This is a genomic window from Ruegeria sp. H7, from assembly GCF_056532945.1.
On record NZ_JBQFNZ010000001.1, the window covers coordinates 846,127 to 861,706 of the forward strand.

The window sequence follows — 15,580 nt, forward strand, 5'->3', positions numbered from 1 at the left end:
CAGCCCCTCAGTTCCCAAAGCCGGAAAACCGGCGCACGGTTTGACCGTCGGCCAAGGCGGCGCCACCTGCGACAACAATCTCTTCCCCGCCAGACAGGCCGGTCAACACCCGAACACCACCCAACTGGGTCGGCTCGATGGTCACGGGGACGCGGCGAACGGTGCCCTCTTCTGCACCAACCGGTGAATAGACCATGACGCCCAACTCTCCGCCCGCGTCTGCGACGATGGCGGTGGTGGGTACGATGATGCCAACGCGCTGGTCCTGAACCTGTACATTCACGGTGACGGATGATCCGGGCAGAATCTGCAGCCCTTCTGGCGGGGTCAGGCCGAACTGGATGCGGAAGGTCTGACCCACGCTGGAGGTTTCAGCATCGAATTCGCGGATTTCCAGCGGAAAGACCTCGTCACTGGCGGGAAACTTGGCAGTGATCGTGATGTCGTCCTGCTGGCCGGTGCGTTGGAACAAAATTTCAGGAACATCCACTTCGATCCGCAACTCGGACATATCGTGGATGCGCACGATTGGTGTGCCTGCAGAGACGGTCGTAAACGCCTCGACCGTACGGCTGGAGACCAGCGCATCGAACGGGGCGGTCAGCGTGGCGTGTTCCAGTTCGTATTCCGCATCGCGTACGGCGATTGCGGCCAGTTGCGCCTCGGTCTCGGCGTCATCCACGGCGACCTGGCTTGCCGTGGTTCCCCGCAGGCGCGACAATCGGGCCTCGGTCCGGTCTGCCTGTTCCTTTTGCAGGCGCGCCCGGTCCAGGCGCAGCTGGAACGGCTCGGAATCAAGCTGGGCGATCAGCCCGCCTTTGGGAATAACGAAGCCCTCGGTGACAGGCATTTCGATAATCTGGCCTGACACCTGAAACGCCAGATCAACTGTCTGTCGCGCCGCCACACGGCCAAAGAACTGGCGCGAAAACCCCGGCGTGGTTTCCTGCACAAGCATCAGTTTGACCGGTTTTGCAACCTCTTGCGCGGCCATCGGCGATGCCAGAACAGCCAAAGCAAGGCCCAGAGAAGTCAGCAGTTTCATTTCTTCAATCCCTCGGGAATTCCCGTTTTCAGAATGGTGTCACGTATCTTACACGCCAGATGCGCGAATTGAGCGGTTTCTTCTTCGTTCAGGCCAGACGCGCGATGAAACAGCGCCCCCGCTTCGGCCACAAGCATATTGCGGGCATCTTCGCCCTGTTGGGTCAGCACCAGCAACCAGGCCCGCCGATCCTGCGGGTCACGTTCGCGTGTCAGATACCCCGCCTTTTCCAGACCGTCCGCCGTCGCCGTAATGGTCGAGGGAACGGTCAGCATGTCCGTGGCCAGCACCCCCATGCGCTTGGGCCGATCCAGTTTGATCAGCATATGGCATTCCGGATGGCTCAGATCGGTCTCCATCGAATCGAAGACTTCTTCGAGTTTCCAGTACAGCGCATAGACGCCCATGATCGCCTGTATCTCGGGGCTAAGGCGGCCCAACCTTGTGCTAATGTCGTCCTGCACGGTGCGTCTCCTGCGTGATTTCTGGCCATATACTTCAAAATTTGAACTATTCAAGATATGAAGTTGAAATCGACCCCTCCGAGTGTATTCCCTTAGGTTAACAACTCTTGATCAAATGCCGCTGTGACTGCATTTTAGGCGGATTCGAAACCTTCAGGACCCGTCATGTATACGCCCGCCATCACCGGTACCGGTGTTTTCACGCCAGAAAACGTCATCACAAACGCTGAGCTTGTGGAAGCATTCAACGCCTATGCCGATAAGCAGAATGCCGAAAACGCCGAGGCCATCGCCGCCGGTCAGATGGAACCGATGCAGCATTCCTCGGAAGAGTTCATCGTCAAGGCCTCGGGCATTCAAAACCGCTATGTGATGGACAAGACCGGCGTTCTGGATCCGGACATGATGTTCCCTGCCCTGCGTCAGCGCAGCGATGACGAGCCGGGGATCATGACCGAGATGGCAGTGGACGCCTGCAACAAGGCGCTGGCGCAGGCCGGTCGTACGGCCGCGGATGTGGATCTGGTCATCTGTGCCGCGTCGAACCACGAACGCGCCTATCCGGCGATTGCGATCGAGATTCAGCAGGCCCTGGGCATTGACGGGTTCGGGTTTGACATGAATGTGGCCTGTTCCTCGGCCACTTTCGGCATTCAGGCGGCGGCGGACATGGTGCGGTCCGGCTCGGTCCGGGCGGCGCTGGTGGTCAACCCCGAGATCTGCTCGGGCCATTTGGAATGGCGCGACCGCGATTGCCACTTTATCTTCGGCGACGTTGCCACCGCCACGCTGATCGAACGGATCGAAGACGCCCAAGGCCCGCATTTCGAGGTCCTGTCGACCCGTTGCGCCACCGCCTTCTCGAACAATATCCGCAACAATAACGGCTTCCTGCGCCGGTCGCGCCCGGCAGGCATGGTGGACCGTCGCGATATGCAGTTCATGCAGAACGGTCGGAAAGTGTTCAAAGAAGTGCTGCCGATGGTCAGCAAGCATATCGGCGACCACATGGACGCCGAGGGCGTCAGCAGCGATGACCTGAAACGCCTTTGGCTGCATCAGGCCAACAAGACGATGAATGATTTCATTGGCAAGAAAGTGCTGGGCCGCGAGCCGGAAGCCGGTGAGCAGCCGAACATCCTGCAGGACTATGCCAACACCTCATCCGCCGGATCGATCATCGCGTTCTCCAAGTATTCGGATGACTTGCAGGACGGAGACGTCGGGCTGATCTGTTCCTTCGGGGCTGGCTATTCGGTCGGATCGGTGATCGTGAAGCGGCACGTTTGATTGGCCTGACAGCGCGCCGTGTGCCTTTTGCACTCCGGGATGATGCGCTGACGCCAAAGGATCGCTGCGCATCCTCAGGTCAACTTGGCCAACGGCAAGCGCGCGAGACAAGGCGCAGATGAACGCCCGATTGGTTGAGCCTTAGCTGACGCTTTCTTCCTCGAGATGCAGTTTCATCTCGATCAGAACCTGTTGCAGCAGGCTGGTCTCTTTCAGCAAACGCTTGGCTTCGTTCACCGTGATGATGCCGTCTTCAATCGCGGCCTGATATTCTGTCATCAGCATCGCAAAGCGCTGGCTCAGGGCAATGACATCCGAATTCACGCCGCCGGTTCGTGGCTTGTCTGTGTTGCGCCCGTCATAGGACAGGGTGATGTTCTTGAGATCGGCCAAAGCCGAGGTCACATGCGGATAGGCCGCCGCATTCTCTAGCCGGGCCACAGCGTCAACTGGCATGAACCTGTCGGCATGTTCCGCATTGTCAGAATAATACCGGCCCAGAGTCGCCTTTGATTTACCCGTAATCTCGCACGCCGCTTCGATCCCGACGTCTTTGACAAGCGCCTCGGTGTGTTTCTTCAGATAAGCCCCGATCTCTGCCATTGTTTTACCTTTGTTACCTGCACGCGCTGTTCCACCCCTGTTGTTGGGGGAAAGCCTCGGGAAATTTCCCATAACAGAGTCATAATTGAAATGTCATACATTGGCTATCCCTCAGATATGCGAGGGATTTTGTGAGTGAGTGGCGGCAGTTCCTGCCGGTAATGAGTGATCGTGGGGCAGGATTGTTTAGCCTCACACCGTTAAGGCCGCATGTTGGCCGACGGCGTCGCTGTTGTGAGAGTGGTGGTTCCATCCCCAAAGAGCATGTGCTCGGCCTTCGCAACTGCAATGGCGACGTCGATTCTTTTCAGGCATTTTGAACCCTTGTCCGTTTGGCGGATGCGTTTTAGACCCGGCGCATGGCAAAGCTGTATTTCAACTACTCTACTATGAACGCGGGCAAATCGACCGTGTTGCTGCAGGCCTCGCACAATTATCGCGAGCGCGGCATGGACACCTACCTGATGACTGCCGCTGTTGACGGGCGCGCGGGAACAGGTCGCATCGCGTCACGTATCGGCATTTCCGAACAGGCCGACACGTTCCGGCCTGATACAGATGTGTTTTCCATGATCGATACGCGGCTGAAACAAGGCTCTGTCGCCTGCGTTTTTGTCGATGAGGCGCAGTTTCTGTCGGACGATCAGGTCTGGCAATTGGCGCGCGCCGTTGACGACCTGCGCGTCCCGGTTCTGGCCTACGGGCTTCGGGTGGATTTTCAGGGCAAACTGTTCCCCGGATCCGCCGCTTTGCTGGCGCTGGCCGATGAGATGCGCGAAGTCCGCACCATCTGCAAATGCGGGCGCAAAGCCACGATGGTGATTCGTCAGGATGAGAACGGCAGGGCCATCACCGAAGGCGCACAAGTTCAGATCGGCGGGAACGAGACCTATGTTTCACTCTGCCGCAAACACTGGCGCGAAGCCGTCGGCGACTAGACGCGATTGGGCAGGTCCCGGCCCGCAACAAACGCCGCCACGTTATCCAGCGCCATGTGCCCCATGTTGGTCCGAACCTCTTCGGTCGCAGTGCCCAGATGGGGCAACAGGGTGACGTTCTCCATATCGCGCAAGGCCTGAGGGACCGCAGGTTCGAATTCGTAGACGTCCAGCCCCGCCCCGGCGATCTGACCCGCCTGAAGGGCAGCGATCAGGGCGGCTTCGTCCACCACCTCTCCGCGCGCGATGTTCACCAGAATGGCTGCCGGGTTCATGGTCTCGAGCACCGTCGCGTTGATCAGATGGCGGGTTTCGGCCCCACCTGGCACGGCCAGAACCAGAAAATCGACCGACGCGGCCAGCGCAGGCAAATCCGCAAAGTATTCTGCATCGAACTCCAACTGTTTGGCGCTGCGGGACTGGTAGGCAATCTGCATCGCGAACCCGAAATGACACCGTCGGGCAATGGCCTGACCGATGCGCCCCATACCCACGATACCGACGCGCTTGCCGGTGACGTGATGCCCCAGCATCTGAGTGGGATGCCAGCCCTGCCACGCGTCGGACCGGACCAGACGTTCCCCTTCACCCGCGCGGCGTGCGGTGGACAGCAGCAGAGTCATCGCGATGTCTGCGGTGGCATCGGTGACGGCGCCCGGCGTGTTCGTGACCGTGACCCCCGCCGCGTTCGCCGCTTCGACGTCGATATGGTTGTAGCCCACACCGAAATTGGCCAGTAGCTTGCAGCGAAGCGCAGGCACATCCGCAAACACGGCGGCAGAGAATTGGTCGCCCAAAGTTGGCACGACCACGTCGTACTGCTCTAGCGCTCGCCTCATCTCATCCTGTGACAGTGGCGAGGTGGAACTGCGGATGTCGACCTCAAACTCAGCTTTTGCCCGCGCTTCGACCGCTGGCGTCATGGGGCGGGTGATCCACAGTTTCATCAGTGCATCCGCCCGCCCAGCGGAACCTTTCCGTCTGGCCCGATCAAAACGATCTCGCCGTTTTCGTCGGGCAGGCCCAAGACCAGCACCTCGGACATGAACTTGCCAATCTGGCGCGGAGGGAAGTTGACCACAGCCATGACCTGCTTGCCGACCAGAGTTGCCGGATCGTAATGCGCAGTGATCTGGGCCGAGGTCTTACGCTCGCCAATCTCATCGCCGAAATCGATCCACATCTTGATCGCGGGCTTGCGGGCTTCGGGGTAGGGCTCGGCCCGGATGACCTCGCCAACGCGGATATCGACTTTCATGAAGTCGCCGAAGGAAATCTCACTCACCGGACAGTTCCTTGGATCGGTCGGTCGCGGCTTTGACCGCGCGTTGCAGCAGATCGGGGAACCCTTCCTTCTCGTGCATCAGAACCTCAAGCGCGGCCTGCGTGGTGCCGTTGGGCGATGTCACATTGACCCTCAGTTGCGAGGGGTCCTCTTCCGCCGCCATCGCCAAGGCCCCTGCCCCGGCCACGGTGGATTTGGCCAGTTTCATTGCCAGATCATGCGGCAGGCCCTGCGCCTGACCCGCGGCGGCCAGCGTTTCGATCAGGTGGAAGACATAAGCCGGGCCCGAGCCGCTGACGCCGGTCACCGCATCAATCTGCGCTTCGGCCGACAGGCGCACAGTCTCACCGATGGCCGAGAGCAGGTTTTCTGCCAGCGCCAGATCATCTTCGGATGCATGGGTGTTACCGATCATCGCCGTAATACCCTGACGGATCGCGGCAGGCGTGTTTGGCATCGCCCGCACAATCGGGGTGCCTGCACCCAGCACATCCTCGAACGTGGCAATCGATGTACCTGCCGCGACAGACACGAACAGGCTGCCGCCCCCGCCCAGCGCCTGTATGGCTGGCAGCGCGTCGCCCATCATCTGCGGCTTGACGGCCACCAGAACCACGGCGGGTGCTTCCGGCAATGTGGTATTGATATGGACGCCCTGCGCCTTCAGCCATTCTGACGGGTACGGATCGATCACCCAAACGGATGAGGCGGGCAGGCCGTGTTCCAGCCAACCCGCCAACATCGCGGACCCCATCTTTCCGCATCCCAACAGCACCAGGCCGTGTTCGGCCACGCGCGACATGTCCATGATTGCCCCTTCCCTGACGTAACGGTTCGGGGCAAAGCTTTACGCCCGGCCGTAAGCCTCTGCAATGGCAACCTGCATCGCATCTTCCGGGTCGCGATTGCCCCATGTCACCAGCTGGATCGCCGGGTAGTAGCGTTCGGCGCTCATGACGGCGGCGGTGATCATGGTATCGATCTGATCCGGGCTTGCCATCTGGCCACCGGCCAGCACCAATCCGTAGCGATAAACCATCAGCTTCTGGTTCGCCCAATATGTGAACGCCCCCGCCCAGCACTGATCGTTCATCCTGTTCAGCAACTCATAAAGCTCGCTCTCACGCTCGGACGGTGGCTCCATCTCGAACGAGCAGACCATGCGCAGCGTTTCATCATAGTTGGACCACGCCAGAGTAATGGAATACGTCCGCCACTGCCCCTCAACAGCCATGGCGATCTGATCGTCGCCGATGCGGTCAAAATCCCAGTCGTGATGTTCGGCCAGATGTTCAACAATATCGATCGGATGAAGGTCTTCTTCGAGAAACTGCTCAGAAAGGGCCATAATGCCACCTCACTAATCTCTAGCATTTCGGGGCTGGCAGCGCCCCAGCGCTAGTTGCCTGCTCTACAAGCCGGGCTTCCCCCATGGGCCTGTACTAAATATGGTGCGCCGCTGGATGGAATCTGGCAACCCTATTTCTTGGGGATAACAGCAATAAGTTGTGGACGGTCAGCAACGGCGAACAAAATATTGGCACTAGCGCCAGCTTTGTCTTGATTAATTCCTGCAAGACGGCAACATACACACCACCGCCCAATCCGGACATGGATTGCGCGGCGTTTGCTTTGTCTGAAAACTCCGATTTGGACGTTACTTGTCCAGTTTCGCCTCAAGCGCGGCGATGCGCGCCTCAAGTGCTGCGTTCTCTTCCCGGGCTTTCTGGGCCATGGCGCGCACGGCATCAAATTCTTCACGGGTAACAAAGTCGCGGTCGGCCAGCCAGCGGTCGATCATGGACTTCATCGCATTCTCGGCCTCTTCGCGCGCGCCCTGCGCCACACCCATGGCGTTGGTCATCAGCTGGGATACATCGTCGAGGATCTTGTTGCGGGTCTGCATGGTTATTCTCCGATTGCGGGCTTTTCCCTATATGGGGAATGATTGGCGCAGGCTCAAGGTTGACTTGCCCCGTAAACCCCGGGCAATGAGACGCACATGCAGGCTGTTCTGAATTTCCCCGATCTGTCACCCGAATTGTTCTCGATCTCACTCTTCGGGATAGAGTTCGCCTTAAGATGGTACGCGCTGGCCTATATCGCGGGTATTCTGATTGCCTGGCGGCTGGCCATTGTCGCGCTGCGCCGCCCTGCGCTGTGGCCCAATGACACGCCGCCGATGAAGCCCGAACAGCTGGACGACCTGCTGACATGGATCATTGTCGGTGTCATCCTTGGCGGTCGGCTTGGGTTTGTGCTGTTTTATCAACCGGCTTACTACCTGTCGCACCCGACCGAGATTCTGAAGGTCTGGCAAGGCGGAATGGCCTTCCATGGCGGTTTGCTGGGCGTCATCCTTGCGTCTTATCTATACGGTCGGCGTCACAAAATCCCGATCCTGTCGCTGGGCGATCTGGTCGCCTACACGGTTCCGCCCGGCCTGCTGCTGGGGCGGCTGGCCAATTTCGTCAATGCCGAGCTTTGGGGCCGACCCAGTGAGCTGCCATGGGCCGTGATCTTCCCCGGCATGGCCGCGCAGGATTGCCCCGGCGTTGCCGCGGGAATGTGCGCCCGCCACCCCTCGCAGCTTTATGAGGCCGCGCTTGAGGGCGTTTTGCTGGGCGCGGTCTTGCTGTGGCTGGTCTACCGTAGCGGGGCCTTTCACGCACCGGGCCGGATCATGGGGGTGTTTCTGGCCGGGTACGGCGCCTCTCGCTTTATCGTTGAGTTCTTTCGGCAACCGGATGCACAGTTCGTCTCGCCCGGCAATCCGCTGGGGCTGGCCTGGCATGTCGGCGGCTATGGCCTGACTATGGGGCAGTTGCTGTGCCTGCCCATGATCGCGCTGGGCCTTTGGTTCATCCTGCGCGCCCGGCGCGCGGCATGAACTTGTCGGACCACCTGATCGCGCGCATCCGTCAGGATGGCCCGATCAGTACGGCTGAATATATGACCGACTGCCTGTTGCATCCCAAGCTGGGCTATTACAGCACCCGCGACCCGCTTGGGGCGCAAGGGGATTTCATCACCGCCCCCGAGATCAGCCAGATGTTTGGCGAACTGATCGGGTTGTCGCTGGCCCAATGCTGGATCGATCAGGGACGCCCCGTGCCTTTTACCCTTGCCGAACTTGGCCCCGGACGCGGCACGCTGATGGCCGATGCGCTGCGCGCCACGCGGCAAGTCCCCGGATTCCATGCAGCGGCTAAGATATGTCTGCTAGAGGCATCGCCTGCATTGCGGCTGGTTCAGGCCGAAATGCTGAACCAGTACACGCCCGAATGGATTGAAAACACCGCCGACCTGCCTGAACAGCCCTTATTCCTGATCGCCAACGAGTTTTTCGACGCCCTTCCCGTTCGTCAGTTCATCCGTGACGGCGACGGCTGGCGCGAACGGCTGATCGGAGAGGCGGACGGCGCGCTTGCCTTTGGTCTGGGCCCGAATGCGCCTCAGGTCGCGTTAAAGGACAGGCTGGCAGACACCGAAGACGGCGATCTTGTCGAACTCTGCGCTGCTGCAATCCCGATCATGACAGTCCTCGCCAGTCGTATTGCAACCCATGGCGGGGCTGCGCTGATCATTGATTATGGCGACTGGCATTCACTGGGCGACACGTTGCAAGCGTTGAAAGCGCATGAACGGTCGGACCCGCTGGCCGATCCGGGGCAGTGCGATCTGACGACGCATGTCGATTTTGAGCCTCTGGCCATTGCGACCCGCGCGGCGGGTTGTGCGCACACGCGGCTGACGTCTCAGGGGGTCTTCCTCGAACGTTTGGGAATCACGGCCCGGGCGCAGGCCCTGACGAAAGCCGTGGACGGTTCAACGCAAGAACAGGTGATTGCTGCACATCGCCGGTTGACGCATCCCGATGAAATGGGAAACCTGTTCAAAGTACTGGGCCTGTATCCATCACATTCAGCGCCACCGCCGGGACTGGAGCCATGACACTGGAAATTCTGACCTCTGAAATGCTCGCCCCCGTGCGCCACGGCTTCTTTACCCGCCGGGGCGGTGCTTCATCCGGGATCTTTTCGGGGTTGAATTGCGGCCATGGGTCTTCGGACCAGACCGAGGTGGTCGCGCTGAATCGCAGACGTGTGGCCGAAGCCATGGAGGTGACGCCCGACGAACTGGTCGGCGTTCATCAGGTGCATTCCCCAACCGTTCTGACCATCGATGCCCCGATAAAAGGTGAGAAGCCCAAGGCCGATGCGGTCGTCACAGCAACGCCAAACCTTGCCCTGACGATTCTGACCGCAGACTGCCAACCGGTGCTGTTTGCCGATCCTGACGCCAATGTGATCGGGGCCGCCCATGCCGGGTGGCGCGGCGCGCTGGATGGTGTGCTCGAAGCCACTCTGGAAGCCATGGAATCACTCGGCGCGACACGCGAAAACACCCGTGCTGTCATCGGGCCGTCAATCTCGCAGCGCGCCTATGAAGTCGGGCCCGAGTTTCTGGACGACTTTCTGGCCGATTCCCCCGAAAACAGCCGGTTTTTCGCCAATGGTCACGAAGACAGGCTGCAGTTCGACCTGCCCGCGTTCGGCCTGCACCGGCTGCGACAGGCCGGTGTCGGGCACGCCGAATGGACCCGTCACTGCACCTATTCCGACCCGGATCGCTTTTATTCCTACCGCCGTGCGACGCATGCAAAAGAAGCCGATTACGGACGTCTGATTTCTGCGATCAGATTGTAGAATTGGCCTCGATTAAGGCAATTCCGCCACCTTTCCGCCACATTCATTGTGTTTACCTGAAGGCAGAATCGTAGCGTAATTTTTTGCCAGTACTCAGATGGTTATCTGACTTTCAGACATGTGAATTCTGGCACCTCAACACGGAGGAACTGTCAAACTTCACCTTCTGTCCTGATATTTTCCCGGATACGTCACATCACTGCCGCAAATCTGCGTCACATAAGGGTTACAAAAGGAAAAAGGGGCGTCAGACCCCGCATCAGAGCAGGATCAGAAATGAAATCGAAGTCTCGTTTTCTCAGCGCGGTTGTTGCGGCCGCGCAGGACCAGAAACTGGAAATGCCGTGGAAACGAGTTTCTAGCAATTCTGTCAGGGTCGCCCGCCGGTTGGCAGCGCGTCGCTGAAAAAGAAGCCCTCGGGACCAAGCTGCCGGTCCTTCTGGGAAACGCGTATCAGGGATGCTCCGACCTGATGTGCGTTCGGTCGCATAACGCTATGCGGCCTTTGGTTCAGGGGTGTGTGTGCGGGCAATTTCAGCCTGCAAAGTACGAGTTTGTCTGGGGGGTCAATGTGTTGACCAATGGAATGCGACGTTTTTCTCGCTGTGCACTGCGATTACGGGTGCCCAAAGGTCTCTCATTCATTTCAAGGCAAAGAACTGTTCCGTCAGGCGGGCCTGCACGGGGGTACGCCCCGTCTGTTCGGAGATTAGAGGGGAAGGAATATTAATGACTATTCCTAATTCACTGGCCCGCGCAGCCAGAAATGCCGTCGAAACGTCGGCTTTACTGCGCGAGGCTCCAAGACCAACCGCCAAACCCAAGGCGCAACTGCGCCGATACGAGGTTTGCACGCTGCTCGATAACGGGGATATCGCGCAGACACGCCACATCGCACCAGCTCTGCCCATGTTCGAAGACGCGTTTTGCGCCTTTTCGCGCGGCTCGCTGGTCGAGACAGAACAAGGACCGATGGCAATCGAAGATCTGTTGCCGGGGGATACGGTCCTGACGCAGGATGGCACATCGGAAACCATCGTTTGGAAAGGGTCTGTCACCCTGATCCCCGGACGCGAGGATTCGCGGGGGCGCACACGACCCCTGACGCGAATCATGGCCGACACGTTTGGAATGCAAAAGCCGATGTCAGGCGTTATCGCCGGTCCGGCGGCGCGTTTACTGGGGACACCTGCGCATTTGCGACACCTGCATGGCGACGCGCCGGTTTTGACGCCCGTTGCGGAATTTCAGGATGGGATGAGCGTGATTGAAACAATGCCGCCGACCCCGGTGGAACTGTTTCACATTTGCCTCAGAAAACATTCGGTCATTCGGGTTGATGGTTTACAGTTCGAAACCTATCACCCAGGAGTAAACGCGGTTCGGATGATCAGCCATTCCTTGCGGTCGATTTACCTGAACCTGTTCGCGCATATCGAATCGCTGAGCGATTTTGGCCCGCTGCTGATGCCGCGCGCCGGAGACGGAGAGGTGGACGCGATCACTGCGTAAACGTTAACGATTACTGCATCCTGGGGGCATTATGCAGATATTACTAAGTTGGATTGTATCCTTGGCGGTCGCAGCAATGCTGCCGCCCTGTCAAACACATCAGAATCAGATGCGGTTCATGCCGTCCGGTTCATGCGTTCTTCCAGAACGTCGAATGGCACGCCTGGTTCGTCTTTTGCGCCGCGGATAACAAGCGACGTTTTAACGCTGGCCACGTTCGGCGTGGTCAGCAACTCTCCGGTCAAGAACTGCTGAAAGTTGCTGAGATCGGGGGCCACGCATTTCAGAATGAAATCTACCTCGCCATTCAGCATGTGGCATTCACGGACCAATGGCCATTCACGGCACCGGTCTTCAAAAGCGCGCAGCTCGGCTTCGGCCTGACTGTCCAGACCGACCATTGCAAAAACCTGCACCTCAAACCCCAGTTCGCGCGCGCTGACTTCGGCGTGGTATCCGGTGATATAGCCGGATTCCTCCAGCGTGCGCACACGGCGCAAACAGGGCGGGGCCGAAATCCCGACGCGTTTGGCCAGTTCGACATTGGTCATGCGACCGTCTGCCTGCAACTCTGCCAGAATCTTACGATCAATCTCATCCAGCCGCGTCGTGACCATAAAATGCTCCTGATTTTTTCGGTTCTTATATCAGCACCCACCGAGTGCGCAATAATGTTTCGCAGGGGCGCAATATTATTCGGTGACGGGTCGCGAATTTGCCCGCGCCTGGGAAAATGAGCCCGGACAGGAAAGGGCTTTAAGCCCTGCCCCCGCGTCGCTATATCGGGGCGACGGGCAAACGGCCCAATTCAGGCAGTTCGAGCGGGGGTACAATGGCCGACACACGACACACCAAGGTTCTGATCATCGGATCTGGACCGGCAGGATATACCGCAGGCGTCTATGCCAGCCGGGCGATGCTGGAGCCCATTCTGGTGCAGGGAATCGAGCCCGGCGGGCAGTTGACCACCACGACCGAGGTTGAAAACTGGCCCGGCGATACCGAGGTTCAGGGCCCCGATCTGATGGTGCGCATGCAGGACCACGTCAAGGCGATGGGCTGCGAGGTGATCGGCGATATCATCAACGATCTGGATCTCAGCCAGCGCCCCTTCACCGCCAAGGGTGACAGCGGGACCACATACACGGCCGATGCCGTCATTCTGGCGACAGGCGCGCGCGCCAAGTGGCTGGGCCTGCCGTCGGAAGAGAAATTCAAAGGCTTCGGCGTTTCGGCCTGCGCCACCTGCGACGGGTTCTTCTATCGCGGGCAAGAGATCGTTGTGATCGGCGGCGGCAACACCGCCGTGGAAGAGGCGCTGTTCCTGACCAACTTCGCCAGCAAGGTGACGCTGATCCACCGCCGTGACGAATTGCGGGCCGAAAAGATCCTACAGGATCGCCTGTTAAAGAACGAAAAGATCGAGCCGCTGTGGTTTCACCAACTGGAAGAAGTGGTTGGCACCGATGCACCTTTAGGCGTCGAGGGTGTCCGCGTGAAAAACGTCAAGACCGGCGAGATCACCGAGATCCCCTGCAAAGGCGTCTTCGTCGCCATCGGCCACGCGCCCGCGAACGAGTTGGTCAAGGACACGTTGGACACCCATATGGGCGGCTATGTCGTGACCAAGCCGGGCTCGACCGAAACGTCCGTACCGGGCGTTTTTGCGGCGGGCGACCTGACCGACCACATCTATCGTCAGGCCGTGACCAGCGCCGGAATGGGCTGCATGGCCGCGCTGGATGCGGAACGTTTTCTGGCGGAACAGGAATAAGTCTGGGGCCAGGGGTGTGGCTGAACCCCACACCCTTGGCCGTTTTTCCCGCACCTATGCAGGTCGGCTTGACCCTTGCCGGGCGGCCCCGCACACTCGGCCCTGACGAAGCATTTGCGGGTACTGGCATTGGACAACGCACTCTGGCGCGGCGGGTGGGCAACCCGGCTCAGGATCGGCAGCGGTCTGGTTCTGTTCGTCTTTGCCTTCTTCCACTTCATCAATATCGGTCTGGGCCTGTTTCACACCGACTATCTGCACGGGATGCAGGATGGCCGAAAAGCGGTCACACGGCATGATGTCGTCAGCGTCTTGCTCTATGCGGCGCTGATCGTGCATGCGGGGTTGTCGCTGGCCTCGATCGCCCAGCGCAGAACGCTCAGGATGCCGCTCAGCACCGCGTTGCAGATCGTGCTGGGCCTGCTGATCCCGCTGCAACTGATTTCCCACATCATTCACACGCGCGTCGCCCACGAGATTTACGGCGTCAATGATGAGATGGGCTATATCATCATCCTGATGTGGCCCAGCTCGGCAGTCTGGATGCAAAGCCTGCTGCTGTTGATTGTATGGGTCCATGGCTGCATCGGGTTGCACATGTGGCTGCGCCTGACGTCGTGGTGGTCGAAAACCGTGCCCTACCTGATCGGCGTTGCGGTCTTTGTTCCGTCGTTCGCGCTGGCGGGCGTTCTGACCGAGGGCCGGCGCATCTGGGCCGATTTCGCGGATGAGTTTCTGCGACAACAATATATCGAGCATTACAACTGGCCCTCACCCGAAGCCTTCCAGACCATGTTCACGGTCAAGGATAACGCGGTTCTGGCCTTTCTGATCACTCTGGGCGCTTGCGGGGCCATCTTTGTCGGGCGCAAGCTTTGGCGTCGCAGGCACTCGGTTCGCATCAAATATGCACGTGGGCCCGAGGTCGTCGCAGAAAAGGGCATGACCTTGCTGGAAATCTCACAAGCCAATGGCATTCCCCACACTGCGCTGTGTGGCGGCAAGGGGCGGTGCACCACCTGTCGCGTCATTGTCGAAGAGGGCGGCGCCCAGCTTGAGGCCCCCAGCGATGTCGAGGCCCGCAGTCTGGCAGCGGTCGGGGCCTCTGCGCAAACACGGCTGGCGTGCCAGATTCACCCGACCGAGCCGCTGACCGTCTTTCGCGTGTTTCGCCCCGATGGCGGGCGCAATCGGGGCCATGCAAGCCAAGGGCAGGAACGGCAACTGGCCGTTCTGTTTTTGGACATGCGCGGGTTCACGGCCCGCACGACCGGCCAATTGCCCTATGACATCGTCTTTCTGTTGAACCGGTTTTTCGATGCAATCGTTCCAGCCATTACCGACGCAGGCGGCATTGTCGACAAATACATGGGCGATGGCCTGCTTGCGGTGTTCAACAAGCCCGACGCAACGGCGTCAGCGAAGGCCGGGTTGCGGGCGGCGATAGAGATCAGCCTGGCGCTGGACAGCTTCAATCAACGGCTAGAGGCTGAAGGCAGCCCCGGCATCCGCATCGGCATGGGCTTGCATCTGGGCGATCTGGTGTTGGGTGAGATCGGCGCGGCGGGCCATGCCTCGCAAACGATTATCGGCGATGCGGTCAACGTCGCCAGCCGCCTGGAAAGCGAAACCAAGGCGCTGGGCGTCGAGTTGTTGGTGTCGGACGAGTTGCTGCAAGCCGCTGACCTGACAATCAACCCCGACCGCATCCGCCTGTTCCAATTGCGCGGCGTCAGCCAACCCGTACCGGCGCTGCCGGTCACCCGTACCGCCGACCTGCGCGAGGCATCGGTGACACAAGAACAGGCATACTCTGGCTGACCCGAAATCGCATTCGGTCCGGAACTGCGGTCGCAATCCGACGTAGCATATGGAAAATCCTTCCATTTCGGAGGAAATCAGCGCATATCGTCCTTTGTTTCACAACCGCTTGTGGACTTCGGGCCAAAGTCGGGGCAAA

The 15,580-nt window shown here is 59.5% G+C and carries 17 protein-coding genes; 8 read left to right on the top strand and 9 right to left on the bottom strand.

All coding sequences use genetic code 11. The features are described 5' to 3' along the window. Positions 1-7: 7 nt before the first annotated feature. Both ACR0AC_RS04000 and ACR0AC_RS04005 read right to left on the bottom strand, forming a co-directional pair. On the bottom strand, positions 8-1,045 hold the full coding sequence (locus ACR0AC_RS04000; RefSeq protein ID WP_170452633.1) for an efflux RND transporter periplasmic adaptor subunit: 1,038 nt from the start codon (positions 1,043-1,045) through the stop codon (positions 8-10). Next, positions 1,042-1,509, bottom strand: a complete 468-nt coding sequence (locus tag ACR0AC_RS04005; RefSeq protein WP_480707756.1) for a MarR family winged helix-turn-helix transcriptional regulator — start codon at positions 1,507-1,509, stop codon at positions 1,042-1,044. Before ACR0AC_RS04005 ends, ACR0AC_RS04000 begins: the two co-directional genes overlap by 4 nt. Positions 1,510-1,674: 165 nt before the next feature. Between ACR0AC_RS04005 and ACR0AC_RS04010 the strand changes: the two genes are divergently transcribed. Next, complete coding sequence (locus ACR0AC_RS04010; RefSeq protein WP_170452635.1) at positions 1,675-2,799, top strand: beta-ketoacyl-ACP synthase III; 1,125 nt, start codon at positions 1,675-1,677, stop codon at positions 2,797-2,799. Positions 2,800-2,940: 141 nt separating this feature from the next. Here ACR0AC_RS04010 and ACR0AC_RS04015 read toward each other — a convergent pair whose 3' ends face one another. Next, positions 2,941-3,402, bottom strand: coding sequence for a hypothetical protein (locus tag ACR0AC_RS04015; protein ID WP_170452637.1), 462 nt, complete (start codon positions 3,400-3,402; stop codon positions 2,941-2,943). 359 nt (positions 3,403-3,761) lie between these two features. Here ACR0AC_RS04015 and ACR0AC_RS04020 point away from each other — a divergent pair, with 359 nt between their 5' ends. Beyond that, complete coding sequence (locus tag ACR0AC_RS04020) at positions 3,762-4,340, top strand: thymidine kinase (RefSeq protein ID WP_170622878.1); 579 nt, start codon at positions 3,762-3,764, stop codon at positions 4,338-4,340. On the opposite strand, the gene ACR0AC_RS04025 is transcribed toward ACR0AC_RS04020, so the two are convergent. The 5 genes from ACR0AC_RS04025 to ACR0AC_RS04045 form a co-directional block, all read right to left on the bottom strand. Next, positions 4,337-5,287, bottom strand: coding sequence for a 2-hydroxyacid dehydrogenase (locus ACR0AC_RS04025; RefSeq protein WP_170622876.1), 951 nt, complete (start codon positions 5,285-5,287; stop codon positions 4,337-4,339). The genes ACR0AC_RS04020 and ACR0AC_RS04025 overlap by 4 nt on opposite strands. Continuing rightward, positions 5,287-5,625 carry a tRNA-binding protein gene (locus ACR0AC_RS04030; RefSeq protein ID WP_480872035.1) on the bottom strand — a complete coding sequence of 113 codons (339 nt, stop codon included), beginning with the start codon at positions 5,623-5,625 and terminating at the stop codon, positions 5,287-5,289. Before ACR0AC_RS04030 ends, ACR0AC_RS04025 begins: the two co-directional genes overlap by 1 nt. Then, on the bottom strand, positions 5,618-6,433 hold the full coding sequence (gene proC, locus ACR0AC_RS04035; RefSeq protein WP_170452645.1) for a pyrroline-5-carboxylate reductase: 816 nt from the start codon (positions 6,431-6,433) through the stop codon (positions 5,618-5,620). Before proC ends, ACR0AC_RS04030 begins: the two co-directional genes overlap by 8 nt. A gap of 39 nt (positions 6,434-6,472) precedes the next feature. Beyond that, positions 6,473-6,973: a YbjN domain-containing protein gene (locus ACR0AC_RS04040; protein ID WP_170452647.1), complete on the bottom strand. Its 501-nt coding sequence runs from the start codon at positions 6,971-6,973 to the stop codon at positions 6,473-6,475. Between the two features lie 309 nt (positions 6,974-7,282). Continuing rightward, the gene (locus ACR0AC_RS04045) at positions 7,283-7,531 is read right to left on the bottom strand and encodes an accessory factor UbiK family protein (protein WP_050604795.1); all 249 of its coding nucleotides are present in this window, start codon (positions 7,529-7,531) and stop codon (positions 7,283-7,285) included. A 96-nt stretch (positions 7,532-7,627) separates the two neighbouring features. Between ACR0AC_RS04045 and lgt the strand changes: the two genes are divergently transcribed. The 4 genes from lgt to ACR0AC_RS04065 all read left to right on the top strand — a co-directional run bounded on the left by lgt (position 7,628) and on the right by ACR0AC_RS04065 (position 11,846). Next, the gene (gene lgt / locus ACR0AC_RS04050; protein WP_170622874.1) at positions 7,628-8,515 is read left to right on the top strand and encodes a prolipoprotein diacylglyceryl transferase; all 888 of its coding nucleotides are present in this window, start codon (positions 7,628-7,630) and stop codon (positions 8,513-8,515) included. Further along, complete coding sequence (locus tag ACR0AC_RS04055; RefSeq protein ID WP_170452651.1) at positions 8,512-9,579, top strand: SAM-dependent methyltransferase; 1,068 nt, start codon at positions 8,512-8,514, stop codon at positions 9,577-9,579. Before lgt ends, ACR0AC_RS04055 begins: the two co-directional genes overlap by 4 nt. Then, positions 9,576-10,334 (top strand): peptidoglycan editing factor PgeF, encoded by a 759-nt coding sequence (gene pgeF / locus ACR0AC_RS04060; RefSeq protein ID WP_170452652.1) that lies wholly within the window; start codon positions 9,576-9,578, stop codon positions 10,332-10,334. The genes ACR0AC_RS04055 and pgeF overlap by 4 nt, the downstream gene beginning before the upstream one ends. A gap of 729 nt (positions 10,335-11,063) precedes the next feature. After that, positions 11,064-11,846, top strand: coding sequence for a Hint domain-containing protein (locus tag ACR0AC_RS04065; protein WP_170521706.1), 783 nt, complete (start codon positions 11,064-11,066; stop codon positions 11,844-11,846). A gap of 116 nt (positions 11,847-11,962) precedes the next feature. On the opposite strand, the gene ACR0AC_RS04070 is transcribed toward ACR0AC_RS04065, so the two are convergent. Further along, the gene (locus ACR0AC_RS04070; RefSeq protein WP_170452655.1) at positions 11,963-12,463 is read right to left on the bottom strand and encodes an Lrp/AsnC family transcriptional regulator; all 501 of its coding nucleotides are present in this window, start codon (positions 12,461-12,463) and stop codon (positions 11,963-11,965) included. A 215-nt stretch (positions 12,464-12,678) separates the two neighbouring features. Between ACR0AC_RS04070 and trxB the strand changes: the two genes are divergently transcribed. Together trxB and ACR0AC_RS04080 are read left to right on the top strand one after the other, a co-directional pair. After that, complete coding sequence (gene trxB / locus ACR0AC_RS04075) at positions 12,679-13,620, top strand: thioredoxin-disulfide reductase (protein WP_170452657.1); 942 nt, start codon at positions 12,679-12,681, stop codon at positions 13,618-13,620. 129 nt (positions 13,621-13,749) lie between these two features. Then, positions 13,750-15,441: an adenylate/guanylate cyclase domain-containing protein gene (locus tag ACR0AC_RS04080; RefSeq protein ID WP_480872040.1), complete on the top strand. Its 1,692-nt coding sequence runs from the start codon at positions 13,750-13,752 to the stop codon at positions 15,439-15,441. Positions 15,442-15,580: the final 139 nt, after the last annotated feature.